At 72.2% G+C, this 25,552-nt stretch carries 21 protein-coding genes; 5 read left to right on the top strand and 16 right to left on the bottom strand.

From position 1 onward, the window contains the following. Nucleotides 1–24 precede the first annotated feature (24 nt). Nucleotides 25–699 (top strand): Crp/Fnr family transcriptional regulator, encoded by a 675-nt coding sequence (locus ACFO3J_RS23965; RefSeq protein WP_386432732.1) that lies wholly within the window; start codon nucleotides 25–27, stop codon nucleotides 697–699. Between the two features lie 109 nt (nucleotides 700–808). On the opposite strand, the gene ACFO3J_RS23960 is transcribed toward ACFO3J_RS23965, so the two are convergent. The 11 genes from ACFO3J_RS23960 to ACFO3J_RS23910 all read right to left on the bottom strand — a co-directional run bounded on the left by ACFO3J_RS23960 (nucleotide 809) and on the right by ACFO3J_RS23910 (nucleotide 11,841). Continuing rightward, nucleotides 809–1,780 (bottom strand): alpha/beta hydrolase family protein, encoded by a 972-nt coding sequence (locus tag ACFO3J_RS23960; RefSeq protein ID WP_386432729.1) that lies wholly within the window; start codon nucleotides 1,778–1,780, stop codon nucleotides 809–811. A gap of 3 nt (nucleotides 1,781–1,783) precedes the next feature. Then, nucleotides 1,784–3,052: a kynureninase gene (gene kynU, locus ACFO3J_RS23955; protein ID WP_386432726.1), complete on the bottom strand. Its 1,269-nt coding sequence runs from the start codon at nucleotides 3,050–3,052 to the stop codon at nucleotides 1,784–1,786. A gap of 13 nt (nucleotides 3,053–3,065) precedes the next feature. Continuing rightward, nucleotides 3,066–3,902, bottom strand: coding sequence for a tryptophan 2,3-dioxygenase family protein (locus ACFO3J_RS23950; RefSeq protein WP_386432723.1), 837 nt, complete (start codon nucleotides 3,900–3,902; stop codon nucleotides 3,066–3,068). 108 nt (nucleotides 3,903–4,010) lie between these two features. Beyond that, the gene (locus tag ACFO3J_RS23945) at nucleotides 4,011–4,853 is read right to left on the bottom strand and encodes a DUF3152 domain-containing protein (protein ID WP_386432720.1); all 843 of its coding nucleotides are present in this window, start codon (nucleotides 4,851–4,853) and stop codon (nucleotides 4,011–4,013) included. A gap of 255 nt (nucleotides 4,854–5,108) precedes the next feature. After that, nucleotides 5,109–5,522: a DUF3151 domain-containing protein gene (locus ACFO3J_RS23940; RefSeq protein WP_386432718.1), complete on the bottom strand. Its 414-nt coding sequence runs from the start codon at nucleotides 5,520–5,522 to the stop codon at nucleotides 5,109–5,111. A gap of 136 nt (nucleotides 5,523–5,658) precedes the next feature. Continuing rightward, on the bottom strand, nucleotides 5,659–6,681 hold the full coding sequence (gene fbaA / locus ACFO3J_RS23935) for a class II fructose-bisphosphate aldolase (RefSeq protein ID WP_386432715.1): 1,023 nt from the start codon (nucleotides 6,679–6,681) through the stop codon (nucleotides 5,659–5,661). A 225-nt stretch (nucleotides 6,682–6,906) separates the two neighbouring features. Continuing rightward, the gene (gene pyrE, locus ACFO3J_RS23930) at nucleotides 6,907–7,449 is read right to left on the bottom strand and encodes an orotate phosphoribosyltransferase (protein WP_386432713.1); all 543 of its coding nucleotides are present in this window, start codon (nucleotides 7,447–7,449) and stop codon (nucleotides 6,907–6,909) included. Between the two features lie 111 nt (nucleotides 7,450–7,560). Then, nucleotides 7,561–8,358, bottom strand: a complete 798-nt coding sequence (locus ACFO3J_RS23925; RefSeq protein ID WP_386432710.1) for an aldose epimerase family protein — start codon at nucleotides 8,356–8,358, stop codon at nucleotides 7,561–7,563. Between the two features lie 19 nt (nucleotides 8,359–8,377). Beyond that, the gene (locus ACFO3J_RS23920) at nucleotides 8,378–9,529 is read right to left on the bottom strand and encodes a CoxG family protein (RefSeq protein ID WP_386432707.1); all 1,152 of its coding nucleotides are present in this window, start codon (nucleotides 9,527–9,529) and stop codon (nucleotides 8,378–8,380) included. A gap of 130 nt (nucleotides 9,530–9,659) precedes the next feature. Then, on the bottom strand, nucleotides 9,660–11,198 hold the full coding sequence (locus tag ACFO3J_RS23915; RefSeq protein ID WP_386432704.1) for a polyamine aminopropyltransferase: 1,539 nt from the start codon (nucleotides 11,196–11,198) through the stop codon (nucleotides 9,660–9,662). A gap of 121 nt (nucleotides 11,199–11,319) precedes the next feature. Next, nucleotides 11,320–11,841, bottom strand: coding sequence for a DUF2617 family protein (locus ACFO3J_RS23910; RefSeq protein ID WP_386432702.1), 522 nt, complete (start codon nucleotides 11,839–11,841; stop codon nucleotides 11,320–11,322). A 337-nt stretch (nucleotides 11,842–12,178) separates the two neighbouring features. On the opposite strand from ACFO3J_RS23910, the gene ACFO3J_RS23905 reads away from it, so the two are divergent. Next, the gene (locus ACFO3J_RS23905) at nucleotides 12,179–13,342 is read left to right on the top strand and encodes a pyridoxal phosphate-dependent aminotransferase (RefSeq protein WP_386432699.1); all 1,164 of its coding nucleotides are present in this window, start codon (nucleotides 12,179–12,181) and stop codon (nucleotides 13,340–13,342) included. Between the two features lie 8 nt (nucleotides 13,343–13,350). Here the strand turns inward: ACFO3J_RS23905 and ACFO3J_RS23900 are convergent, their stop codons facing one another. Further along, complete coding sequence (locus tag ACFO3J_RS23900) at nucleotides 13,351–14,124, bottom strand: vWA domain-containing protein (protein WP_386432697.1); 774 nt, start codon at nucleotides 14,122–14,124, stop codon at nucleotides 13,351–13,353. A gap of 238 nt (nucleotides 14,125–14,362) precedes the next feature. Between ACFO3J_RS23900 and ACFO3J_RS23895 the strand changes: the two genes are divergently transcribed. After that, on the top strand, nucleotides 14,363–15,733 hold the full coding sequence (locus ACFO3J_RS23895; protein ID WP_386432694.1) for an acyltransferase: 1,371 nt from the start codon (nucleotides 14,363–14,365) through the stop codon (nucleotides 15,731–15,733). Nucleotides 15,734–15,779: 46 nt separating this feature from the next. On the opposite strand, the gene ACFO3J_RS23890 is transcribed toward ACFO3J_RS23895, so the two are convergent. Both ACFO3J_RS23890 and ACFO3J_RS23885 read right to left on the bottom strand, forming a co-directional pair. Continuing rightward, nucleotides 15,780–17,453, bottom strand: a complete 1,674-nt coding sequence (locus tag ACFO3J_RS23890; RefSeq protein WP_386432691.1) for an FAD-dependent oxidoreductase — start codon at nucleotides 17,451–17,453, stop codon at nucleotides 15,780–15,782. A 198-nt stretch (nucleotides 17,454–17,651) separates the two neighbouring features. Beyond that, the gene (locus tag ACFO3J_RS23885; protein ID WP_386432688.1) at nucleotides 17,652–18,464 is read right to left on the bottom strand and encodes an alpha/beta fold hydrolase; all 813 of its coding nucleotides are present in this window, start codon (nucleotides 18,462–18,464) and stop codon (nucleotides 17,652–17,654) included. A 672-nt stretch (nucleotides 18,465–19,136) separates the two neighbouring features. Between ACFO3J_RS23885 and ACFO3J_RS23880 the strand changes: the two genes are divergently transcribed. Then, nucleotides 19,137–20,408 carry a hypothetical protein gene (locus ACFO3J_RS23880; protein ID WP_386432685.1) on the top strand — a complete coding sequence of 424 codons (1,272 nt, stop codon included), beginning with the start codon at nucleotides 19,137–19,139 and terminating at the stop codon, nucleotides 20,406–20,408. An 83-nt stretch (nucleotides 20,409–20,491) separates the two neighbouring features. Here the strand turns inward: ACFO3J_RS23880 and ACFO3J_RS23875 are convergent, their stop codons facing one another. Together ACFO3J_RS23875 and clpB are read right to left on the bottom strand one after the other, a co-directional pair. Continuing rightward, a complete protein-coding gene (locus ACFO3J_RS23875) occupies nucleotides 20,492–21,034 on the bottom strand; it encodes a YbjN domain-containing protein (protein WP_386432682.1) in 543 nt (180 codons plus the stop codon). Between the two features lie 169 nt (nucleotides 21,035–21,203). After that, complete coding sequence (gene clpB, locus ACFO3J_RS23870) at nucleotides 21,204–23,828, bottom strand: ATP-dependent chaperone ClpB (RefSeq protein ID WP_386433084.1); 2,625 nt, start codon at nucleotides 23,826–23,828, stop codon at nucleotides 21,204–21,206. Between the two features lie 491 nt (nucleotides 23,829–24,319). Between clpB and ACFO3J_RS23865 the strand changes: the two genes are divergently transcribed. Continuing rightward, nucleotides 24,320–25,546, top strand: a complete 1,227-nt coding sequence (locus ACFO3J_RS23865; protein WP_386432679.1) for a cytochrome P450 family protein — start codon at nucleotides 24,320–24,322, stop codon at nucleotides 25,544–25,546. Nucleotides 25,547–25,552: the final 6 nt, after the last annotated feature.

The following is a 25,552-nucleotide window of genomic DNA, read 5'->3' as shown; positions in this document are numbered from 1 at the left end:
TCGATGTCGACAAGGAGAGAGCTCGTGGACGACGTTCTGCGCCGCGCCCCGCTTTTCGCGGCGCTCGACGACGAGCAGGCCGCTGAACTGCGTGGCTCCATGACGGAGATCACGCTAGCCCGCGGCGATTCACTGTTCCACGAGGGCGACCCCGGGGACCGGCTGTACGTGGTGACCGAAGGCAAGGTGAAGCTGCACCGCACCTCGCCGGACGGCCGGGAGAACATGCTGGCGGTGGTCGGCCCCGGTGAGCTCATCGGGGAGCTGTCGCTCTTCGACCCCGGACCGCGCACCGCCACCGCCACCGCGCTGACCGAGGTCAAGCTGCTCGGCCTGGGCCACGGCGACCTCCAGCCCTGGCTGAACGTACGGCCGGAGGTCTCCACCGCGCTGCTCCGCGCGGTGGCCCGCCGGCTGCGCCGTACCAACGACGTCATGTCCGACCTGGTCTTCTCCGACGTACCCGGCCGTGTCGCCAAGGCACTGCTGGACCTCTCCCGGCGCTTCGGTGTGCAGTCCGAAGAGGGCATCCACGTCGTGCACGATCTGACGCAGGAAGAGCTGGCGCAGCTCGTGGGGGCGTCCCGCGAGACCGTCAACAAGGCTCTCGCCGACTTCGCCGGGCGCGGCTGGCTCCGGCTGGAGGCCCGCGCGGTGATCCTGCTCGACGTGGAGCGGCTGGCGAAGCGCAGCCGCTGAGGCCGAGCCGCTCGGACGGCATGTCGAACCCGACGGCACCTCGCAAGAGGGCCCCCGCTGGTGCGGGGGCCCTCTTGCGCTGGGTGGGGCCGGAGACTCGCCCGGGTGATCACCAGACGAGTTGGGTTATCTCATCGATGACGACGGCGACCGCAGGGCTGGCCGGGTCGATCAGCGGAAAGTGACCGGTGTCTGGGAGCCAGGCCACCACCGGCTCTTCCCCCGCCGCTCCCGCCGCGCGGGCAAAACCCTCGCTGACCTGCGCCGGAACCACATTGTCAGTGGTGCCGTGCACGATGGTTGTAGCGATTCCGGTGGGGAGCAGCGCGGCCGGATCGGCGTGAGCCATGCGATCGGTGAGGTGGCCGGGGCCACCGAGCAGATCGTCGACCGCGCCGGAGCAGACGCGCAGCCGGATCGCGGAGGTGAGATCGGCGATCGGGGCGAGGGCCACGATGCCGCGCAAGGGGGGAGGTGAGGAGAGGTGCCAAGGGGAATCGGGGGGCAGCAGATGGCGTGCGGCCGCCCACAGGGCGAGATGGCCGCCCGCGCTGTGCCCGCTGAGCAGGACCCGCTGGAGGTCCACGGCCTCGCCGCCGAGCGCCCGCAGGGCCAGCTCGGGCAGGGCGTCGACAGCGGCGGCCACGTCGTCGAAGGTTTCCGGCCATCGGCCGGCGGGCGGGAGCGGAGGAGCGTCGAGGGCCTCCGGCTGTTCGGGAAGGGCCAGCAGGGGGTTCTGGGGCGGCTGCTGCGGCTCGTCCGGGGAAAGGCCGCGGCGGTATTCCAGCGAGGCCACCGCGAAGCCCTGGGCGGCCAGGTGAGCGGCCAGCGGGGATATGTGGGCCCTGTCCCAGGCCGCCCGCCAGGCGCCGCCGTGGAGCAGGGCGACGAGAGGCGCGGGCCGGCCGGCCGCCCCGCGCGGCCGGTAGAAGTCGATCACCTGGTCGCGGTGGTCGCCGTAGGCCGCGGTGGCGTCCGGCGGCACCGGCGGGTGGCTGAATGCCGACGCCTCCTCGGCCGCCTCCCGAGCGGCGGGATCAGCGAGGCCGGGAGGGGAGGTACGGGAGTCGGCTGCGGTCATCGGTTAAGCGGTTCCTTCCAGTACGGCGGCCAGCACGGTCGCGGCGCGCAGCGCGTCGGCGTAGCGGGTGTAGAGCGGGGTGAAACCGAAGCGCAGCACATCCGGCCTGCGGAAATCGCCCACGACGCCCCGGGCGGTCAGCTCGCGCATCACCTCGGCCGCGCCGGCACAGCTCAGCGACACCTGACTGCCGCGCGCCGCGTGTGCCACGGGCGTGACGACCTCGACGCTCCCGGCGGGCGCCAGCGCGGCGACGCAGTCCAGGAAGAAGTCGGTCAGCCCGAGGCTCTTGACCCGCACCTCGGACACGGCCACGCCGTCCCAGACGTCGAGCGCCGCGTCCAGGGCGAGCAGCGACAGGATCTCCGGGGTGCCGATCCGGCCGCGCGCGGCACCGTCGGCCGGTTCGTAGCCGGGCGCCATGCCGAAGGGGTCGGCGTGCGAGTTCCAGCCGGGCAGCGGCGAGTCGAAGCCCGGCTGCAGTTCCCGGCGTACGTACAGGTAGGCGGGCGCGCCGGGCCCGCCGTTGAGGTACTTGTAGGTGCAGCCGACGGCGAGATCCACCTCGTCGGCGTCCAGCGAGACGGGCAGCGCGCCCGCGCTGTGGCACAGGTCCCACACCGCCAGTGCGCCCGCCCGGTGCAGGGCCGCGGTGACGCCCCGCAGGTCGTGCAGCCGCCCGGTGCGGTAGTCGACATGGTTGACCAGTGCGACCGCCGTGCGGGCACCGGCCTCGGCGGCGATCTCGGCGGCGGCCACGGCCCGTACCGTGCGGCCGGTGAGCCGGGCGGCGGACTGCGCGATGTAGCCGTCGGTGGGGAAGGTGGCGGCGTCCACCAGGATCTCGTCACGGCCGTGCGGTGCCATCCGGACGGCGGCGACCAGCGCCTTGAAGACGTTGACGCTGGTGGAGTCGCCGACCACCACCTGGCCGGGCGCGGCGCCGATCAGCGGGGCGATCCGGTCGCCGATCCGCTCCGGCGCCGTCCACCAGCCGCTCTCCTCCCAGGAGCGGATGCGCAGCTCGCCCCACTCCCGGGTGACGACCTCGCTCAGCCGCGGCAGCACTCCGGTGGGCAGGGCGCCGAGCGAGTTGCCGTCCAGATAGACCGTGTCATCCATCGTGAAGCGGTCCCGGACGGCGGCCAGCGGGTCGGCGCGGTCCAGTTCGGCGGCCCGGGCGGCGAGCGCGGTCCCACCGGGACCTGGGGCCAACGCGTTGTCCGGCCCGAGGCCGGTGGTCCGGGGATCGTACGTGCTGGGTTCGGACATCGCCCCACTCGTTTCAGACATGGCTGCGGGCCGTCCACAGCTCCGGAAAGACGTTCTTGGTGGCGCGCTTCTCCAGCCAGGCCACCCCCGCGGAGCCGCCGGTGCCGGCCTTCGCGCCCATCGCGCGGCGGGTCGCCACGAGGTGGTCGTTGCGCCAGCGCCAGACGAGTTCGGCGACGTCGGTGAGGGCCTCGCCGAGCCGGACGAGTTCGGAGTCCTGGTCGTCGGCGGCGTAGACACACTGCCAGACGGACTCGACCCCGGGGTGCGGCTCGTAACGCAGCGCCGGGTCGCGGTGGAGCACCTCGGCGGGCACCGGGTGGCCCCGGCGGGCCAGCAGCCGGAGCACCTCGTCGTAGAGGCTCGGTTCGGTGAGTGCCTTCTCCAGCTCGGCGAGGGCGCTGGGTGTCCCCCGGTGGGGCACGAGCATGGAGGCCGACTTGTCACCGAGCATGAACTCCAGCCGTCGGTACATCGCGGACTGGAAGCCGGAGCCGTCGCCGAGCGCGGAGCGGTAGGCGTTGAACTGGGCGGGGGTGAGGTGGGCGATCGGTTTCCAGGACGCGTTGAGCGATTCGAGTTCCGGGAGGCTGCGCCGGAGCGCGGCCATCGCGGTGGGCAGGTCGTCCCGGCCCAGGGCCGCGGCCGCGGTGCTCCACTCGTGGACGAGCAGGGTGAACCACAGCTCCATCACCTGGGTGGTGACCAGGAACGCCATCTCGCCGGGCTCGTCGGACAGCGGGTGCTGCATGTGGGTGAGCACGGACGCCTGCACGTAGTCCTCGTAGGGAGTCGTGCCCTCGAACGCGAGGGTCGGGGTCTCCGCCTCGTCGGTCGGGTCGTCGGACATGGATTGCCTCCAGGGGTCGGGGCCCTGGGAGTCTGCCCACGGGGTCGGGGGGCGCGACCGGGCCCGTGCCGAGATCTTCTGTCGTGCCGGACGTTCAGGCAAGAGGACTCAGGCGGCCGGCGGCCCGCTGATGTAGTGGCCCTGGCGGTCGTAGGGCCAGGCGTTGGCGACGCAGCCGTGCAGCCCCTTGATCTGCTGCATCATCACCGGTGCGAGCTTGCCGGGGCCGGGGCACCCCTCGTGGCCGTGGCCGATGCGGTGGCCGACCTCGTGGTTGATGATCAGGGCGCGGTAGTCGTGGATGGGCCCGTCGAACTCGGGTGAGCCCAGCTCCCAGCGCTTGAGGTTGACCACGACGGTCGCGCCGACGTCGCAGTTGACCTCGCCGCCGGTGAGCAGTCCGGCGGCGCCGCAGATGGCGTCGACGGTGTCCGGGGTGGCGACCTTGATCACGAAGTCCACCGGACCGGAGTCCACCAGCCGGAAGGCGTCGTGGCCGTCGGCGGTCCAGCCGCGCGGGTCGGCGAGGATCGAGGCGATCTCGTGGGCCGCGTCGGTGGCGGACAGGTCGATGCCGCCCTCGACCTCGACCTTGTAGCGGCGCACGCGGCCGTGTCCGGAGGCCGCGCCGGAGGCGTGCGCGGTGCTGAACCGTCCGGTGCCGGCCGTGGGGACCACGGTCGGCTCGGTGCCCGGGGAGACCCGGGGGCTGCTGCCGGGCTTATTCGGCCTGCCGGAGGCGGGAGGGCCGGCCGGGGTGTGGCCGGCGTCCGGTGCGAGGTGGTCGGCCGGTCCGCTGGGGGCGGTGAGGGGGGAGTCGATGGCCGCGGAGCCGCTGGTGTCCTTGGTGGTGTGCCAGGCGTAGGCACCGCCGCAGCCCAGGGCGAGCACGCAGAGGACGAGGAGCGGCCCGGTGATCGCGGCGCGGCTCTTGGTGCGGCTTGCGGCCATGCTTCCCCCTGCGGCGGCGCAGCCGCGACCCCGGCCCCCGGCCGCTCGTGCGTACTGCGTATCGACGTGACGATGCGCGGTGCGCATGCCGTGCGTGCCGCCTCGCGTACGCCCGGCATGCGAGGCGGCATGCGGCGCGGCGCATCGGCGGCAGGGCTCACGATCGCATATCCGTGACTGCGGGCGGCGAGCCGGGGCCCCTGCCGCAGGACTGCGGCAGGGGCCCGGGAGCAGGGGTCCGTTCAGCTCATCCGCTCAGCTCAGCGTGTCCGCCGCCGTCGGGGAGCTGTCGCGGAGGAAGACCGAGCAGCGCTCGTACTCGTCCTGCTCGCCGATCGCCTGGGCGGCGCGGCCGAGGGCGTGCAGGGCGCGCAGGAAGCCGCGGTTCGGCTCGTGTTCGAAGGGGACCGGGCCGTGCCCCTTCCAGCCGGAGCGGCGCAGGGCGTCAAGACCGCGGTGGTAGCCGGTGCGGGCGTAGGCGTAGGACTCCACGACGCGCCCGCCTTCGAAGGCGTCGTCGGCCAGTTGCGCCCAGGCCAGTGAGGAGGTCGGGTATTTGGCGGCGACCTCGGCGGGCGCGGCACCGGAGGCCAGCAGCTCGCGCGGTTCCGGGTCGTCGGGCAGATGGGTCGGGGCAGGGCCCCCGAGCAGGTTTTCGTGAATGGCCATGGGCTCCAGTCTGCCCGAGCCGGTACGCGGAAGGCCCCCGGCGATTGCCGGGGGCCTCGATCCGCACGTGAGGTTGACGCGTTGTGCGCTCTTGACCCCGGGGGGCGCGGCCACGAACGGCGTCACTCCCGCCGGTTCACTTGCGCTTGTTGCCCGCCGACCGCAGGTCCTGCGCGGCGATCGTGACGCGCGCGGCCATGCCCGCCTCGGCGGACTTGCCCCACACCCGCGGGTCGTAGACCTTCTTGTTGCCGACCTCGCCGTCGACCTTCAGCACGCCGTCGTAGTTGCGCAGCATGTGGTCGGCGACCGGCCGGGTGAAGGCGTACTGCAGGTCGGTGTCGATGTTCATCTTGACGACGCCGTTCTCCAGCGCCTCGTTGATCTCCTCGATGCTGGAGCCGGAGCCGCCGTGGAAGACGAAGTCGAAGGGGTTCGGCTTGCCGTACTTCTGGCCGACCGCCTCCTGGAGCTCCTTGAGGATGCTCGGGCGCAGCACCACGTTGCCCGGCTTGTAGACGCCGTGCACATTGCCGAAGGACGCGGCCAGCAGGTAGCGGCCGTGCTCACCGAGGCCGACCGCCTCGACGGTGCGGTAGGCGTCGTCCACCGTGGTGTAGAGGTTGTCGTTGATCTCGTGCGAGACGCCGTCCTCCTCACCGCCGGTCGGGGTGATCTCCATCTCCAGGATGATCTTGGCCTTGGCTGCCTCGGCCAGCAGTTCCTTGGCGAGTTCCAGGTTGTGGTCGAGGGTCTCGGCCGAGCCGTCCCACATGTGCGACTGGAACAGCGGGTCGCGGCCGGCCGCCACCCGCTCCTGGGAGATCTTCAGCAGCGGGCGGACATAGCCGTCCAGCTTGTCCTTCGGGCAGTGGTCGGTGTGCAGCGCGACGGTGACCGGGTACTTCTCGGCGACGATGTGCGCGAACTCGGCGAGCGCGACCGCCCCCGTCACCATGTCCTTCTTGTACTGACCGCCGAGGAACTCCGCGCCGCCCGTGGAGATCTGGACGATGCCATCGCTCTCCGCCTCGGCCAGCCCGCGCAGCGCGGCGTGCAGCGTCTGCGACGAGGTGACGTTGATCGCCGGGTAGGCGAACTTGCCGGCCTTCGCCCGGTCGAGCATCTCGTTGTAGACGTCGGGGGTTGCGATGGGCATCGTGTCCGCTCCTCATAATGTGCGGGTGGTACAGCTGGCGTACGGGTGGCGTGCGACGTCATCGTCGCCCTTATCTTCCCAGACCCGAACGGATACACCACCTCACCGAACGAGTGGCATACCCGGGCCCCTGGGATGTTCCACGTGGAACATCCCAGGGACGGTAAAGCCGCAGCTCAGCCCATGGGTGTCCAGCCGCAGGACGAGCCGCGCGCCGACTCGGCGTCAGTCCAGGCCGAGGTCGGCGAGCGAATAGGCGGCGAGATACGGCAGACCCGCCTCGGAAATCCTGGCGGCGGCCCCCCGGTCCACGATCACCGCGACGGCCACCACCTCGCCACCCGCCTCCCGTACCGCCTCGACAGCGGTCAGCGGCGAGCCGCCGGTGGTGGAGGTGTCCTCCACCACCAGCACCCGGCGGCCTTTCACCTCGGTGCCTTCGATACGGCGCTGCAGACCGTGGGTCTTGCTGGCCTTGCGCACCACGAAAGCGTCCAGCCGCTTCCCGCGGGCGGCGGCTGCGTGCAGCATCGAACCGGCCACCGGGTCGGCGCCCAGGGTCAGTCCGCCCACCGCGTCGTAGTCGAGGTCGGCGGTGAGGTCCAGCATCACCTGACCGGCGAGCGGTGCGGCCTCCCCGTCCAGCGTGATCCGCCGCAGGTCGACGTAGAAGTCGGCTTCCAGGCCGGACGAGAGGGTCACCTTGCCGTGCACCACGGCCTTTTCCTTGATGTGCCGCAGCAGGGCAGCGCGTGCGTCGTCGCTCATGCGCACGAGACTAGCCGAGGGCCGCACAGGGGCCCCGACCAGGGAAAAGCAGGGCCCCGGCCGGGGAAGGTCGGATCTCCCGGCCGGGGAAGAAGCGAGTGTTGCGCGGCGTCAGCCGATACGGTGCCAGGTCCAGGTGGTGGTGATCTCCAGCGGGTCGATCGGGGTGACCAGCCGGGGCAGGGTGTTGAGCCCGTTCGGCGGGCCGGACTGCGGCTCGACGCAGACCGCCTCGGGCTGCTCGGTGTAGATCACGGCCCACTCGGCCGGGCTCTCCACCTGGACCCGCATCTCGCCCGGCCAGTGCAGCGTGACATCGACACCGTCGGGCATCCCGAAGCAGTCGTCCCACGGGCCCGGCTTGGGGTCGATGCGCTTGCCGTTGGGCAGATGGTTGTCCCCGCGCTCCTCCTGCCAGGCGGCGCTGAAGGCCAGTTCGACGTCCTGGCCGCCCTGGCCGAGGTTGCGCAGCCACCACGGGTGCCAGCCGGCCTGCGCCGGGAAGGAGTCGCCGGTCGCCTCCACGCTGAGCGTGAGCTTCACCGAGTGCGGGGCGAGTTCGACGGTGTGCGTGACCCGGCCCGGATACGGCCAGGGGTCGGCCAGGTCGAAGTAGTAGGCGGCGGTGGTCTCGGTGGCCGGCGCCGCCTCGTGCCAGGGGACGTGGCGGCCGGTGCCGTGAATGGCGTGCGGGGCCGCGTCGACGGGGAGCTGATGGCTCACCCCGCCGTTGCGGAACACACCGTTCTCGGTTCGGCCGCACCACGGCACCATGATGAAGGCGCCGAATTTGTCGCCCTGGCGAAGGAGTTCGGTCCCGCCGATCTGCAGCGAGGCGATCCGGCAGCCGTTCTCGGGCTGCAAGGTCAGTTCGGCGTCGCCCGCCGTCAGCTTCTTCTCGTTCTCCACGGGACGAGCGTAGCGGCGATCACCTGCGACGCCGCAGTACGCGGCCGACGACCACCGCGGACGCCAGCAAAGCTGCCGCGGCCGGCGCCGCCCAGCGCAGGGTCGCGGCGGTCGTGGCGGCGTCCGGAGCGGGCACCGGGGCGTAGCGTCCGCGCGGCGGGGCGTGGTCGACCTCCTCCGCGCTGCGGCCGATCATCGTACGGCGGGCGTGGGCGGCTTCGGCGGGCGGTGCGAGGTCGTCCAGCGCGGCGGCGCTCTCCGGGACCTCGACCTCCACCTCGACGAGCTCGAACTCCTCCAGCTCCGTCGGGGGCAGGGGTCCGCCGAGGTCGTCCACCACGTCCGGCTCCTCCTCGCCCTCCGCTTCGGCGTCCTCCTCCGCCTGCCCGGCCGGTTGCGCCGCCGGGACCGCTCCGGAGGCCGCCGCCTCGTCCTCCGCCCGGGCGACCGCGTCTTCTTCCGCCTCCGCGGCGGCTTCCCGCTCCGCGTCCCGCTCGGCCTCGGAGGCGGCCTCGGTCACCGCTTCGGAAGCGGCGTCGGTCACCGCCTCGGAGGCGGCCTCGGTCACCGCTTCGGTCACCGCTTCCGCGGCCAGCTCCGCCGCCACTTCCGCGGCCACTTCCGCTTCCGCCTCCGCCGCCAGTTCCGCTTCCGCCTCCACGAGCGCGTCGGCGGGCGATTCGGCCGCCGCCTCCGCCTCCATGTCCATCTCGGGCGCGTGCGCGGCCAACTCCGCGGCGAACCGGTCGAGCAGCCGGCGTACGGCGGCTTCGACCACGGCCTTCTCGTAGCCGGCCAGGCGCCCGTCCGTCTGCGCGGAGCCGCGCCAGACCAGGAGCGAGCCGGGTTCGGGCCGCTCGGTCGCCGCTACGCCGACCGAAGCGGTCGCCTGCACCGTGCCCGTGCCCCGGACTTCGGTTCCCTCGGCCATCAGGGTGAAGGTCGGGCCCTCACCGGTGACTCGCACCGTCCCCCGGTAGGTGATCGTCGAGCCGCCGATCCGCAGCCGCAGCCGTCCCGTCATGGGCGCCGCGCCGGCCCCGGCGGCCCCGTCGATTCCGTCGCCCCCGTCGGGCTGCCAGCCGGGCAGGCTCGCGGCCAGCACGGCGGTCGTACGCAGTGCCTGGGTCAGCCGGGTCGGCGGGATCGGAACGAAGGACTCGTGCTCCATGCGCCGGAGCCTACCCAGGACAGGGGTGTCGTGACGGGTGGGGGCGCGTCATTTTTCCCACTCGCCCCGCCCGCGAGGCCGGTCCGCGGGCCCTCTCCCCCGGTCGCCCGCCGCCCGGCCGGCCCACCGCCTACCACCGCGGACGCAGCAGTGTCGACGGCGGCGGCGAGGTCGCGGGACGGGACTTCGCGGCGGCCTCGGCCGCACGGTGGAAGGAGGCCGGCAGCGGCGGCGGGGAAGGCGCCGCCAGCAGGAAGGGCCATGCGGTGGGGGCCGGGCGGAGCCGGCGGGGAGCCGGGCAGGCGGGGGCGGGGACGCGGTACGCGGTGGTGGCCAGACCGGCCGCGCGCAGGGTGGCGGCGACCGTCCACAGGGACCGGGCGGCGTGCACGGCCAGCCGCCCGCCGGGAGCGAGGGCGCGGCCCGCGAGGCCGTAGAACTCCTGTGAGTAGAGCTTGGCGCCTGCGGAGACACCGGCGTCCGGGAGGTCGGCGAGGATGACGTCGTAGGAGCGCGGGCCTGTGGTGGCGGCCCCGCGCAGCCAGTCGAAGACGTCGGCGGTGGCGACGCGGACCCGGGGGTCGCCGAAAGCGCCGCCGTTGAGCGCGGTCAGTCCGGGGTCGGCGCGGCCGAGCCGCAGCAGTTCGGCGTCGGTGTCCACCACCGTCACCTGCCGTACGCCGCGGAAGTCGAGCGCCTCCCGCAGCGCGAGACCGTCCGCGCCGCCCAGGATCAGCACCCGGCGCCGGGGGCCGCCGGCCATCGCGGGGACCGCCAGCGCCCGGTCGTAGCGGGCCGCTTCCGCCCCGCAGACCCGCAAGCGGCCGTCGAGGTAGAGCCGCAGCGACGCCGACGCGTCCTGCGTGCCGGTCAGCACGATCTCCTGCACCGCGGTCTGCTCTGCCACCCGGACGGCGCCGCCGTACACCGCCTGCCGGGCGGCCCGTTCGAAGGGCCCGGCCATCAGCGCGGCGCAGCCCAGCGTCGCCAGCACGGTGAGGTTGGCGACGACGAGCCAGCCCCGGGCGCGCGCCGACAGGTCGCCGCGGAAGAGCCAGAGCACGGTCGCCCCGCCGGCCACCGCGTTGACCACCCCGGTGACCAGCGCGCCGGTCAACTGGCCGAAGTGCGGCAGCAGCAGGAACGGGAAGGCGAGCCCGCCGACCAGCGCGCCCACGTAGTCCGCCGCGAACAGATCGGCGACCGCGCCGCCCGCGTCCTGCTGTCTGATCCGCTGCACCAGGGTCATCAGCAGCGGCACCTCCGCCCCGATCAGCACCCCGATCGCGAACGAGCAGCCGATGATGGCCGGTTTGGCGTGCCCGTACCAGGCGAAGACCGCGTAGAGCGCCATCACCGACAGCCCGCCGACCAGCGCCAGGGCCGCCTCGACGGCGGCGAAACCGAGGGCGGCGTGGCCGCGCAGCCGTTTGGCCAGCAGCGAACCGCAGCCCATCGCGAAGACCATCACCGACAGGACGATCGACGCCTGGGTGACCGAGTCGCCCACCAGATAGGAGGCGAGAGCGACGAGTTCGAGTTCGTACACCAGGCCGCAGGCCGCGCAGACGAAGACAGCGGCCAGGACCAGCGCGCGGGCCGCCCCCGCCGGCACGGGCAGCGTCATGGCGGTTCTTGGCGCCCGGGTGCGGCCTTGCTGGTCGATCATGAGTGCACGCTAAGTCAGGTCGGTGGCGTCACAAGTCACCCACAAGAGTGCGATTGACGGCGGTTGACGGTATTCACGCGCGTGTTGTCGACGCGGGGCGGCGGAGTTGTGTGCCCGGCGCTCAATTCAGCACGATGACCCGGGTCCTGGTGGTCACCAGCCGCCCTTCCTGCGGATACGCGTGCCAGGTCCGCCAGCGCACGCCGCCGTCCGCGCACTGCACGAGCATCGCGGTGAAGGCGTGCGGATCGCCGGGAAAGGTGCCGGCCAGTCCGTGCGGATGGTCGGCGACCAGGGCCAGCAACTCCTGGGCGCGGCCGGCGAAGGAGCCGCGCGACAGTGATTCGATCCGGGCCGCGAACTCGTAGTCCCACGGCCCGACCCGCTTGGCCACCCCGAAGGGCAGCGGTGCCTGGCTGCCGGGTATGCAGGCCACTGTTTCCGAGCAGGCCCCGCGACCGGCCTCCACCAGCACCTGGTGGGACGCGCCGAGCAGCCGCAGGCCGACCTTGGCGCGCAGCCCCAGGTCGTCGCCGACCTCGATGTCGAGCACGGCGAGGGCGGGCAACGGCTCTTTGTCGAGACACCAGGCGAGATCTCCGGCGCGGGTGTCCGTATAAGGGGTACGCAAGGTGGTGAGCATGAATCGGCTCCGCAAGCACGCAGTGGATGATGGGCCGACCGCGCCTGTCCCCGACTCGGGAAGGTGCGTCGGCTCGTGCCCACGTGGGGTCCGTGGAACTACGGAATCATGAAACGCCGTTCCTCTTCAGCGTTTTTACCTATCTGTGCACACTTTCCATCCCTGGGGGCGCTTTAGGGCTCAGGTGTTCAGGTATGGCGCTGAAACGGGCATCATCGCGCGCCGGTGCGACCGGCGGCCGCGCCGTCGCGCGGCACAGGGCGGCATAGGTATGCCGCCGCGCATCGGCCAGGATGGTCCCCTGAGGATCGGTTCCCTGGGTGAGGACGGTGGAGAGATGAGCGGCAGGCCGCTGCTGAACCGCAGGCTGGACGGGCTGGGGACGACGATCTTCGCGGAGATGTCGGCGCTGGCGGTGGCGACCGGCGCGATCAACCTCGGGCAAGGCTTTCCGGACACGGACGGGCCCGAGGCGATCCGGGAGGCGGCGGTACGAGCGCTGCGGGACGGACGCGGCAACCAGTACCCGCCGGGCATGGGCGTTCCGGAACTGCGCACGGCGATCGTCGATCACCAGCGGCGCTTCTACGGCTTGGACTTCGACCCGGACACGGAGGTGCTCGTCACCGCGGGCGCGACCGAGGCGATCGCGGCGGCGATGCTCGCGCTGCTCGAACCCGGCGACGAGGTCATCGCCTTCGAGCCCTTCTACGACTCCTACGCCGCCAGCATCGCGATGGCCGGCGGAGTGCGCGTCCCGCTCACCCTGCGCGCCCCCGACTTCCGCCCCGACCTCGACGCCCTGCGGGCGGCCGTCACCCCCCGCACCCGGCTGCTACTCCTCAACTCCCCCCACAACCCGACCGGCATGGTGCTCACCCGTGACGAACTGACCGCGATCGCCGAACTGGCCGTGGAACGGGACCTCCTCGTGGTCACCGACGAGGTCTACGAACACCTGGTCTTCGACGGCGAACACATCCCGCTGATCTCCCTGCCCGGCATGAGCGACCGCACGGTCTCCATCTCCTCAGCGGGGAAGACCTTCTCGTTCACGGGTTGGAAGGTGGGCTGGGTCACCGGTTCGGCGGAGCTGGTCGCGGCGGTCCGCACCACCAAGCAGTTCCTGACGTACGTCGCCTCCGGCCCCTTCCAGTACGCCGTCGCCGAGGCCCTCGCCCTGCCCGGGGCCTATTACGACGACTTCCGCGAGGACCTCCGCGAGAAACGCGACCTCCTCGCCGCCGGCCTGCGCGACGCCGGCTTCCAGGTCCACGCCCCGCAGGGCACGTACTTCATCACCACCGACATCGCCGCCCTCGCCCCCGACCTGGACGCCCTCACCTTCTGCCGCGCCCTCCCCCACCAGGCCGGCGTCGTCGCCGTCCCCAACTCCGTCTTCCACGACCACCCCAGCGCCGGCCGCACCCAGGTCCGCTTTGCCTTCTGCAAACGCAAAACCGTCCTCGCCGAGGCATCCGAACGCCTCCGGCGCCTGTGAGGCGGCTTTCAGGTTCGGACGATGCCAGCCGCGCGGGCGGCGGCCAGCCATTGCGGGAACTCATGGAGCAGCTGGTCGTAGAGGTCCGCGTCGGAGATGGACGTGGGTGAGCCCCCGGCGGCGAAGAACCCCGCATTGTCGACCACGCGGCGGCCCGGCACCGGGAGATCGTCGAGCTTGTGCAGGAAGCGGAACTCGTCGTCGCCGAACCCGACGAACTGCCAGAAGATCGGCAGCCGGGCGGCCGTGCACAGGACATGCTCGGCCGCGGTCCGGGAAGAGGGGGAACCGTCGGTCTGGAAGATGACGAAGGCCGGGTCGTCGGCGCCGCACGCCTCGTAGTGATCGATGACGGCCTGCATGGCGACGTGGTAGTTGGTACGTCCCATGTGGCCCATGGAGTCATGCAGGGGATTGATCCGGTCACGGTACGCGTCGAGGCTGATCTCGGCGGTTCCGTCGATGTCCGTGGAGAAGAAGACGACCGGCACCACCCCGTCGTCATCGAGGTTGGCGGCCAGCGCGAGAGTCTGTTCGGCCAGGTGCTGCACGGAGCCGTCGCGGTAGTAGCGGCGCATGCTGCCGGAGCGGTCCAGGACGAGGTAGACGGCGGCACGCTCGCCGCCGACCTGGTTCTTGACCAGCGAGACCGCGGCGGTCTTGTACAGATCGACCAGGCCGGGAGCGTGGTCGGCGATCTTCTCCAGGCTGACGGCGGAGGCGGTCTCCCGGGGGCTCTTGCGGTAGTCGATCCGCGAAGGCTTGCGATAGTCGATGGTCATGCGCCGCGATTGTCCTCCGATCGAGCCGCCTTCGTCCGGTTTCGCGAGACCGCCGCCAAGGAGTTCCTCACGCCGTCGCCGAGGCCCTCGCCCTGCCCGGCGCCTGGCGGCGGGACAGGCGTTCCGCCCCGCGGCGCCCTGCTCCCCGGCGCCGCTGTCCGAAGTGGGTGGCCGGGTAGCGGCGGGCGGGCCTATCGTTCGGGGTGGTCGGCGGGGTCCGACGGGGGAGTGTGGCGTCGTGGGTGACTGGTCGAAGTTGCGGGGGTCCCGTACGGTGCGGCCGGAGTCGGTTGCCGGGCCGCCCGTGGTGGTGCGGTGCGGGCTGACGGACAGTCTGCTGGGCGGTCTCACGGTGTCGGTCGGGCACTTCTTCGCGCGGGCGCCGGACGAGGAGCGTCTTGCGGCGGGACTGGCGGTGGCGCTGGACCGGGTGCCGGTGTTCGCGGGGCGGCTGCGGGTGGCCGGCGGCGGGCTGGAGATCGTCTGTGACGGTACGGGTGTGCCGGTGGACAGTCACGACGTGGACGCGACCCTGGGCGAGCTGATGAGCCGGGTCACCCTGCCCACCGCCGGGCTGGTCGACCATGTCGACGCGGCGAAGGCACGGGCCGGGGAGGCTCCGCTGCTGACGGTACGGATCAGCCACGCCTCGGACGGCGGCGCCGTCCTGGGCATCTCCTGGCATCACGCGGTGGGCGACGTCCAGAGTTTCGTGCTGCTGATGCGGGTCTGGTCGGCGGCCGTGGAGGGGCGCGCCCTTCCGGAGGTGGAGCTGGTCACGGACCGGGACGCGTACCTGGACCGGGTGCTCCCGGCGGAGGACTGCGGGCGACCCGGATTCCGGGTGCCGGGGCCGGAGGAGGCGGCCGTCCTCGCCCGTGAGGTCGCGGTCTCGGGCCGGGCCAACCGGACCGTGCAGATCTACTTCGGCGACGCCGAGACCGAGCGGATGCGCGAGGCCTACAGCGCGGCGGCCGGCCGCCGGCTCTCGAACAGCGACGTGCTGTGCGCCCATACAGTGTGCGCGGTGCGGGAACTGGACGGTGACGGAGACGGAGGGACCGGAGGTGCCGGAGGGCTGACCGTGCCGGTGAACGTGCGGCGCCCGCTGGGCCTGCCGCAGGCCGTGCTCGGCAACCTCCTCGGAGAGATCCACCTGGAGACCCCGGCCGGCTGCGGCCCCGCGCAACTGGCCGCGCGACTACGGGCAGCGGTAGCGGACTTCACCGGGTCGCACCTCAACCTGCGGGCCAATCTGGCGTTCTTGGAGAGCATCGGGCAGAGCCGGCTCGGCGACTGTGTGCCGCTGGGCTTCGATCCGGCCAGGCACAGGATCACCTTCTCCAACTGGAGCCGTTTCGGGCTCTACGACCTGACGTTCGGCAGCGGACCCGCGCTCTTCTTCAGTCCGGTCGCCAATCTGCAACTTCCGTGGGTCACCTGGCTGGTGGAAGGCTTCGAGAACACCGGATCGCTGCTCACCGCGGTACTCCCGGCCCGGCTGACCGGCCGCCTGCGAGGGGCGGAGGGCCATGCCCTGCTGCACCGCTTCCGCGCCGCGGGCGACGTACTCCCGCCGACGGCGCACGCGGTCCGCAGACTGGCCTGAACCGGCGGGGGCGGAACCGGCGGGACGGCTCCCCGCCGCCGTACGGTCATACGCTCACCGGCGCCAGTGACATGTGCACCGAGCGGACGGTGCTCGCTCCCTCGCCGACGGCGGCGGCGACGCGCTTCATGGATCCGGCCCGGACATCGCCGGCCGCGAAGACGCGCGGCAGACTGGTCTCGAAGGGCAGCGGGCGGCGGCCCAGCTCCGACCAGCGCGGGGCGAGCGTCGCGTCGTCGATCCGCACGTCGGTGAGGATGAAGCCGTGGTCGTCGAGCGCCACGCCCTCCAGCCAGTCGCTCGCCGGGGTGGCGCCGATGAAGCAGAACAGGCCCCAGCACTCCAGCTCGGTCTCGACCACGTCGCCTCCGGTCCCGCTGCGGACGGTCAGGCCATGGAGGCTCTCCCGGCCGTGCAGCTCGCTCACCTCGGTGGAGGTGTGGACGGTGACGGCGGGATGGGTCTGGATGCGGTCCGCCAGGTAGGAGGACATGCCGGCGAAGAGGTCCGCGCCGCGGAGGATCAGGTTGACCGGGCTGCCCCGGCCGGCCAGATAGAGCGCCGCCTGGCCCGCCGAGTTGGCGCCGCCGACCACCGCGACCGCGCGCTGCCCGCAGGCCCTGGCCTCCAGTTCGGTGGCCGCGTAATAGACGCCGGCGCCCAGGAAGTGGTCCCAGCGCGGCAGGGGCAGCGACCGGTAGCTCGCGCCGGTGGCGATGACCGCCGCCCGGCTGCGGATCTCGGTGCCGTCCCGCAGCACCAGGCGCAGCAGGTCCCCGTCTCCGTCCTCGTCCAACCGGGCAACCTCGCAGGGGCTCGCGATCCGGGCGCCGAACTTCTGCGCCTGGACGACCGCGCGGCCGGTGAGGTCGGCGCCGCTGATGCCCGAGGTGAAGCCGAAGTAGTTCTCGATCCGGGAGCTGGCCGCGGCCTGGCCGCCCGTGGCGACGGAGTCGAGGACCAGTGTCTGCAGGCCCTCCGAGGCTCCGTAGACGGCCGCGGCGAGTCCGGCCGGGCCGCCGCCGACGACCACGAGGTCCAGGGTCTGGCCGGCCACCGGCCGGTAGGACATGCCGAGGTGTTCGCCCAGCTCGGCGGGTGTCGCCCGGCGCAGCACGCCGGTGGGGGTGATCACCACCGGGAGTTCGTCCGCTTCGGCGCCCGCGGCCTTGATCAGGGCCTCGCCGGCCGACGTGCCCGCCGCGACCCAGGTGTGCGGCTGGCGCTGGCGGACCGCGTAGGTGCGAAGGGCCATGGCTCCGGCCGACATGTCGCGGCCGACGATGACCAGGGTGCCCGCTCCCGCGTTCACCCGCAGTCCTTCCCGGCGGGCGAGCAGGGCGCGCAGCACGATGTCGGACAGTTCGGGGTCCTCGTCCATCAGCCGCCGGAACGACGCGGGATGGACCCGGAGGACCGCGCCCGGCTCGGAGACCCGGGCACTCAGGTAGGTCGACTGGCCGGTGAGCAAATTCAATTCCCCGCTGAATTGATGTTCGCTGTGGCTGGCGACCACCACTTCCTCCTGCTGCGGTCCGGCGGTCCGGAGAATTTCGACGCCGCCCGACTCGACAAGGATCATCGGGCATCCCGTCTCGCCGGCGTGGAACAACATGTCACCGGTACGGGTGGTCTCTTTCTCCGCCCCGTAGGACACCATGCGCGACCATTGCTCGTCATTCAGCCGGGGCCACGCGTCCTTCATTTCCGGCGTCGTCATCGTCCGTCATCGCCCGTCATCGTCCATCGTGGTCCATCGTCGTTCATCGTGATCAGCCCCGCTGTTCGCGGGTCCAACCGCTCGTTCGCGAGGTTCACCGTGCCGGCGGCGGCGCCGGCACCCGGGAGTTCGCCGGTGCCCTTCCCGTTCCGGAACTCGTGGGTGCCGGCCGCCGCGGGCGCGTGCCCGGATGGGCCGTCAGCGAGTGGCCTGCGCCGCGGTGTTGATCAGCGACGCGACCGCCTGGGGGTGGGAGACCGGCGAGACGTGCGAGGAATTGATCAGCCGCACGTGCGAGCCGGCGTGCTTCGCCATCACCTGCTGTTCGGCCGGCGGGATGAGCTTGTCCTGGCGGCCGATCAGCGCCCAGGAGGGAATCGTCTTCCAGGCGGGCACGCCGGACTTCTCCATCAGCGCGGACGCCGCCACCGGGCGCTGGGTGGCGATGAGCTGGTTCTGCCGGACGGCGGACACGTCCGGGGCGAACGCCGTTCGCACCAGCCGCGGCTTGAGGTAGAGGTCGGCGACTCCCGCGGGGGCGCCGGGGAAGGGGACCTCGTTGAAGACGGTGGTGGGGTCGGCGACGGCGAGCGCGGATCCCGGCTTCGCCGCGGTGAGACTGGTGACGCTCTGACCCTGGTCGGGGATGTAGGCGTCCGCGTAGACGAGTGCTTTGACGTTCCGGTTGCCCAGGGCCGCGTTGGTGATGACCATGCCGGCGTAGGAGTGGCCGGCCAGCACGATCGGGCCCTTGATCGTCTTGAGGAAGTCGGCCAGATTGGCGGCGTCGCTGCTCACCCCGCGCAGCGGGTCCGGCGGGGCGACGACGGGATAGCCCTCGTTCTCCAGGTCGGTGATCACGCTGTTCCAGCTGGATCCGTCGGCCCACGCGCCGTGCACGAGCACCACGGTGGGTTTGGCCGAGGAGGGTGAGGGCGCTGCGGAGGCGGTGGTCGCGGGTACCGCCACGGCGGTCACCGTGAGCACGGTGGCCGCGGCCGCCGTCCACATCCCTCGGTGGTGAGAACGGGCTGATGTCTTCCGCGCAGCGAACATGGGCACCCCTTTCCGGGGTTTGTCGATGAATTGATCGGTCTTTCGACGGAGAACGAGCGGGCGAGCGGGACATCACGCCGGTACGCCGGAAAGTATGGGCGGACGCTATTGGGCCGGCGGGAAATGGCTCGCGCCAAAGGGCTCGGATACGTGACCGGTCGAAACAGAAGGACGTACTCCCTTTCCGTCACGTCCAGGAGCGACAACGTCAAAAGAATACTTCCGGGGAGATGACTTCGCCCGGTGGGCCGCTGCGGGCGACATCCTTGCCCGCGAGGGACAGGTCAGCCCGGACCGTGCGGAGCAATTCACCCGTCCGGGTGAGATCAGGGGCGCGGCGCATTCGGCGGACCGGCGGTCTGCGCTCTCCGGTCCGCGGCCCGCCGTCCGCCTGCCAGGGGGCGTTGCACCCCGGCGACCGTCCCCGCCCGGGGGCCCCGCCGCCCTTCCGGGCGACCCCGGCGGGGAAATCCCGGCCCGCAGGCGTGTCTTCGGGATGCGGACCGAGCGCGTGACCGATAGTCGGTTTGTCGGTCCGCAAGGCATACCTACCCGTATGACCCCCGGCCGGCCGAGCCGCCAGCACCACTGCCCGACGCCCCCACCCACCCTTTGAGGAGCCCGCGTTTGTCCACCGCCGGATCGGTCTCCGAGCCCGTTTCGGGACCGGTGCCGGGGACCTCGGCGGCCCCCGGGCCGGGCCGGAGGCGACGGCGGGAGCGGTTCGCGGACCGGACGCGGGGCGCTGGCCAGCGGGTCGCGGCGGCCTGGCGGGCGGCGTGGCGGGCGCTGCTCGTCTTCGCGGTGGCCCGGGTGGCCGGGCTGATCGTGGTCACCCTGTGGGCGCACCGGCGCGGCACGCACCCGCGTGACGCGCTGGGCCTGGACTGGGACGGCCTGTGGTACCACCGGATCGCGGACTGGGGCTACGGCACCTTCATCCCGGGCTGGGAGACGCCCGGCCTGCGCTACAGCGACCTGGCCTTCTTCCCGCTCTACCCGATGACGGTGCGGGCGGTGGACACCGTGCTCCCGGTCGGCTCGGTGACCTCCGCGCTGCTGGTGGCGTGGCTGTCGGCGGGCCTGGCGGCCTGGGGGGTCTTCGCGGTCGTCGACCACTGCTACGGCCGCCGGGTCGCCACCGCCCTGGTGCTGGTGTGGGGGCTGCTGCCGCACGCCGTCGTCCTGACGATGGCGTACACCGAACCGATGATGTGCGCACTGGCCGCCTGGGCGCTGTACGCCACGATCACCCGGCGCTGGCTGACCGCCGGGCTGCTCAGTGTGCTCGCCGGGCTCTGCCGGCCGAACGCCGCCGCGGTCGCGGCGGCCGTCACCGTGACCGTGCTCGCCGACGCCTGGCGCCGCCGGCGTACCGGGCTGCCGCAGCAGCCGCGGGCCTGGGTGGCGGCGGTGCTCGCCCCGCTGGGCTGGCTGGGCTATGTCGGCTGGGTCGGCCGGCAGACCGGCGGCGGGCCGCGGGACATCGCGACGGGCTACTTCGCGGTGCAGCGCCGCTGGGGTTCGCAGTACGACTTCGGGGTCTACGCGGCGCACTACCTCAAGCAGCTGGTGCTCGACCCGGCCTCGCTGACCGCCTACCTGTCGGCCGCGCTGTGCGCGGCGGCGCTCGCGCTGCTGGTGCTGGCGCTGCTGGACCGGATGCCGCTGCCGCTGCTGGTCTACTCGGCGGTCCTGGTGGTGATCGCGCTCGGCGGCGCCAACTTCTTCTCCTGCAAGCCGCGCTTCCTGCTGCCGGCCTTCCCGCTGCTGGTGCCCCTCGCGACGGCGCTGGTCAGAGCCCGGCCGCGCGCCGCCGCCGTGGCGGTGGTCACGCTGGCCGGGATCTCGCTCGGCTACGGGGCCTATGTGCTGACCGTGGTCACCGTGCCGCTGTAGGAAGACCACCCGGGAGCGCGCCCGGGCCGCGCGGCCTAGCGGCCCAGCGGCGCGGCCCCGGCAGCGCGGCCCTCGGCTACGCCTCAGGAGTCGGTCTCACCGTCGCCGTCGCCCTGGATGCCGCTGTCCGCGTCCTTCTCCAGGCCCAGCGTCTCGCCGACCCACTTGTCGAACTCGATCGACGCCCGCACCCAGCTCACCGTGCTGGACACGAAGTGCTCCAGGCTGACGCCCATGCCGATCACGGTCTGCGCCTCGCCGATCAGGCGGACACTGCCGTCGTCGTGGGTGTGCGTGTAGACCTTCGGCCACAGGGTGCGGCGGTTCCAGTCGTCGATCACCTCGTACAGATGCGGCTTGTCGTCGACGCTGTACGGGTGCTCGTAGAAGGTCCGGACGGCGAAGACCGCCTGGTCCCCCTCGCCGCGGAACATGAAGTAGGTGCGGAACTCCTCCCAGGGAGCGGCGAGATCGCCCTCCTCATCGACGAGGTACTTCAGCTCCATCTGATCCAGCAGCTGCTTCACCAGCTCCTGGTCCGGAATGAGCACGCTGGGGGCGGCTCCGCTGGGCTCGGGGTCCGGCTGGCCCCCGAAATCAGGAATCGAGGACGGATCGATGCTCACCGTGAAGTCCCTTCGTGACGTTTCCGTTCCATCCTCCCCCATGCGACCCCGCACGTGGCAACCCCCGCCGGTAGGCGCTCGGCATATCGACGGGGGTCCGGCACATGGCCGGGTGGCGGAACGCCGCCGGGGACCGCCGCCCGGCGGCGTCCGGCGGCGTCCGGCCCCGCTACTTGGTGAGATCCGGCCCGGTCGCCGCCCCCACGATCAGGCCGTCCAGCGCCCGGTCGACCCGGACGGTCTGGCCGTCGAGGATCTCGCCGGACAGGATGGCGCGGGCCAGCGGGTCGCCGATCGCGGTCTGGATCAGCCGGCGCAGCGGACGGGCGCCGTACGCGGGGTCGTTGCCCTCCGCGGCGAGCCAGTCCAGCGCCGGGTCGGTGATCTCCAGGGTCAGGCGGCGGTCGCGGAGCCGGGCGGCCAGCCGGTCGGTCTGGAGCCGGGCGATCCGGCGCAACTCGTCCTTGTTGAGCGCCGAGAAGACCACGATGTCGTCCAGCCGGTTGAGGAACTCCGGCTTGAAGGAGGCCCGCACCGTCTCCAGCACGCTCTGCTTCTTCTGCTCCTCGCCGAGGGTCAGGTCCACCAGGTACTGGCTGCCCAGGTTGGAGGTCAGGATCAGGATGACGTTGCGGAAGTCGACCGTACGGCCCTGGCCGTCGGTGAGGCGGCCGTCGTCCAGCACCTGGAGGAGGATGTCGAAGACCTCCGGGTGGGCCTTCTCCACCTCGTCCAGCAGCACCGCGCTGTACGGGCGGCGCCGTACGGCCTCGGTGAGCTGGCCGCCCTCCTCGTAGCCGATGTATCCGGGCGGGGCGCCGACCAGCCGGGCGACCGAGTGCTTCTCGCCGTACTCGCTCATGTCGATGCGGACCATCGCCCGCTCGTCGTCGAAGAGGAAGTCGGCCAGCGCCTTGGCCAGCTCGGTCTTGCCGACGCCGGTCGGGCCGAGGAAGAGGAAGGAGCCGGTGGGCCGGTCCGGGTCGGCGATGCCGGAGCGGGAGCGGCGTACCGCGTCGGACACGGAGCGGACGGCCTCGCTCTGGCCGATCAGCCGCTTGCCCAGCTCCTCCTCCATCCGCAGCAGCTTCTGCGTCTCGCCCTCCAGCAGCCGGCCGGCCGGGATGCCCGTCCAGGCGGCGACCACGTCCGCCACGTCGTCCGGGCCGACCTCCTCCTTCACCATCTTCGGCGAGGCGCCCTGGGACGACTGGGACTTGGCCTCCTGCTCCTCGCGGGTGGCCTCCTCCAGCTCGGCCTCCAGTTTGGGCTTCTCGGCGTAGAGCAGCTTGGAGGCGGACTCGAAGTCGCCTTCGCGCTGGGCGCGCTCGATCCGGGTGTCGATGTCGTCGAGGCGTTCCTTGAGCTCACCGACCCGGTTGAGGCCCTGCTTCTCCTTCTCCCAGCGGGCGGTCAGGCCGCGCAGCTCCTCCTCGCGGTCGGCGAGGTCCTTGCGCAGCTTGTCCAGCCGCTGGACGGAGGCGGGGTCGGTCTCGTTCTTGAGCGCCATCTCCTCCATCAGCAGCCGGTCCACCGCGCGCCGCAGCTCGTCGATCTCGACCGGCGAGGAGTCGATCTCCATCCGGAGCCGGGACGCGGCCTCGTCCACCAGGTCGATGGCCTTGTCGGGCAGGAAGCGGGCGGTGATGTAGCGGTCGGAGAGGGTGGCGGCGGCCACCAGCGCCGAGTCCGCGATCTGCACCTTGTGGTGGGCCTCGTAGCGCCCCTTGAGGCCGCGCAGGATCGCGACCGTGTCCTCCACGCTCGGCTCGGCGACCAGCACCTGCTGGAAGCGCCGCTCCAGCGCGGGGTCCTTCTCGATCCGCTCGCGGTACTCGTCCAGCGTGGTGGCGCCGACCATCCGCAGCTCGCCGCGGGCCAGCATCGGCTTGAGCATGTTGCCGGCGTCCATCGCGGAATCGCCGCCGGCGCCCGCGCCGACCACGGTGTGCAGCTCGTCGATGAAGGTGATGATCTGCCCGCCGCTGTCCTTGATCTCGGCGAGTACGGCCTTCAGCCGCTCCTCGAACTCGCCGCGGTACTTCGCGCCGGCCACCATCGCGCCGAGGTCGAGCGAGACCAGCCGCTTGTTGCGCAGGCTCTCGGGCACATCGCCCTTGACGATCCGCTGGGCCAGGCCCTCCACCACGGCGGTCTTGCCGACGCCGGGCTCGCCGATCAGCACCGGGTTGTTCTTGGTGCGGCGCGACAGCACCTGGACGACCCGGCGGATCTCCTGGTCGCGGCCGATCACCGGGTCGAGCTTGCCCTCGCGGGCCGCGGCCGTGAAGTCCGTGCCGTACTTCTCCAGCGCCTTGTAGGTGCCTTCGGGATCCTCGCTGGTCACGCGCTGCCCTCCCCTGGCCGTCTCGAAGGCCGACAGCAGCGCCTTGGCCTTCGCGCCCTGTGCGGCCAGCAGCTCCCCGGACGGGCCGCCCTTGACGGCGATCCCGATCAGCAGGTGCTCGGTCGAAAGGTACGCGTCACCGAGCTCCTTGGCGCGCTGCGAGGCGTCGGCGATGACCGCCAGCAGGTCGCGGTTGGCCTGCGGCGGGGCGACGGTGGAGCCCTGCACCTTGGGCAGCGCCGCCACCAGGCGCTCGGCGCCGGTGCGCAGGGCCGCCGGGTCGGCGCCCACGGCCGTCAGCAGGTCGAGGATGTTCTCGTTCTCCGCGCCGCTCAACAGGGCGAGCAGCAGATGCGCGGGCGTCAGGTCCGGGTTTCCCTCGGCGACGGCCCGGGTATTGGCGGCGTTCAGCGCTTCCCGGCTCTTGTTGGTCAGCTCGGCGTCCACGGGGGTGGCATCCTCCTCGTACGGTGAACCTGCCTGTAGCAACATGCAGTAAGTTGAGTCTATGCCACTCAAGGCAGTTTCGGGGGAAGTTGGCGGGAAGTCGGGGGTGCGGGCCGGGAAGCAGCGAGGGAAGTCGGCCCCCGCGGCCACCGGTGGTCGCGGGGGGCCGGGCGCGGCCTGCCGCCGGGGGCCGCTCGCGGTGGCGGTCGACTGTGCCGGATTTTGTGTGATCGTTGAAGAACGCGCAGCGACGATGCAAGAATGCGGCCACAACTCCATTGGAGATCAACGGAGTTGCTCACACACGCTTCCGCACGACCCCGCTTCGCGTCGCGTCTCGCACCTCCGCAGCCGTATTCCGTACGTCGCCCCGCAGGCCGGCCCGCAGGCTCGCCCCGCGGCCCCGTACGCCCATACCTGCGGGCGCCCGTACCCTCCCGTACGTCCTCCCCGCTCGTGACCCGCTCATGAAACCGCTCGTGAGGATTCCCATGACCGCTGCGCACCCCATGGACCCGTCCGGTGCCGCCGTCCACGCGGACGGCGACGCACTGCGCGAGGCGGGGGCCGCCTGCCCGGTGCTGCTGCCCGGCGGCGTACCCGGGATGATCGTCTCCCGGCACAAGGAGCTGCGCGACTTCCTGGCCGATCCCAAGGTCGCCAAGAACGCCCGGCACTTCGCCGCCTACCAGCGCGGCGAGATTCCCGCCGCCTGGCAGCTCAACGCCTTCGCCCTGGTCAACGGCATGACGACGGCCGACGGCGACGACCACCGGCGGCTGCGGGGACTGGCCACCAAGGCGTTCACCCCGCGCCGGGTCGCCGCGATGCGCCCCTGGATCGAGGAGCTCACCGGCGTCCTGCTGGCCGCGCTGCCCGGCCACCGGGACGCCGACGGCGTGGTGGACCTGCGCCGGCACTTCGCCTACCCGCTGCCCATGGGCGTGATCTGCGAGCTGCTCGGCGTGGACGTCCGCCACCGCGACGGACTGCACCAGCTCACCCACACCATGGTCAGCACCTCCAGCGGCGCCGCCGAGGCGATGGCCGCGCAGGCCGGTATCCACGCGGTCCTCGGGCAGGTCGTCGCCGACCGCCGCGCCGCGCCCGGCGAGGACCTCACCAGCGCGCTGATCGCGGCCCGCGACGACGACCTGGACGGCGGCGCGGAGCGCCTGAGCGACGAGGAACTCATCGGCACCCTGCTGCTGATGATCGTGGCCGGCCACGAGACCACGCTCAATCTGATCACCAACGCGGTCCGGGCCCTGTGCGGCCACCCCGAGCAGCTCGCCCTGGTCCTGGCCGGGGAGGCGTCCTGGGACGCGGTGGTCGAGGAGACGCTGCGCTGGGACAGCCCGGTGGCCAACTTCCCCTTCCGCTATCCGACCACCGACATCGAGGTGGGCGGGGTCACCGTGCCGCGCGGCACCCCGGTGCTCGCCGGGTATGTCGCCGCCGGGCGCGACCCGCGCGAATACGGCCCGGACGCCGACCGGTTCGACATCACCCGGCCCGCCACCCGGCACCTGGCCTTCGGGCACGGCGCCCACTACTGCCTGGGCGCGCCGCTGGCCCGGCTGGAGGCGGTGATCACGCTGCGCGAGCTGTACGCGGCCTATCCGGGGCTGCGCCTGGCGGTCCCGGACGCGTCGCTGCCACCCCTGGCGGGATTCATCGGCAACAGCGTGTCGAAGCTGCCGGTGCGGCTGGAGTGACGGGAG

The sequence above is a fragment of the Streptomyces polygonati genome, from assembly GCF_042650325.1.
In the GTDB taxonomy this organism is placed as follows: domain Bacteria; phylum Actinomycetota; class Actinomycetes; order Streptomycetales; family Streptomycetaceae; genus Actinacidiphila; species Actinacidiphila polygonati.
The sequence above is the reverse complement of the archived record's forward strand: the minus strand, read 5'-3'. Positions and strand labels throughout refer to the sequence as shown.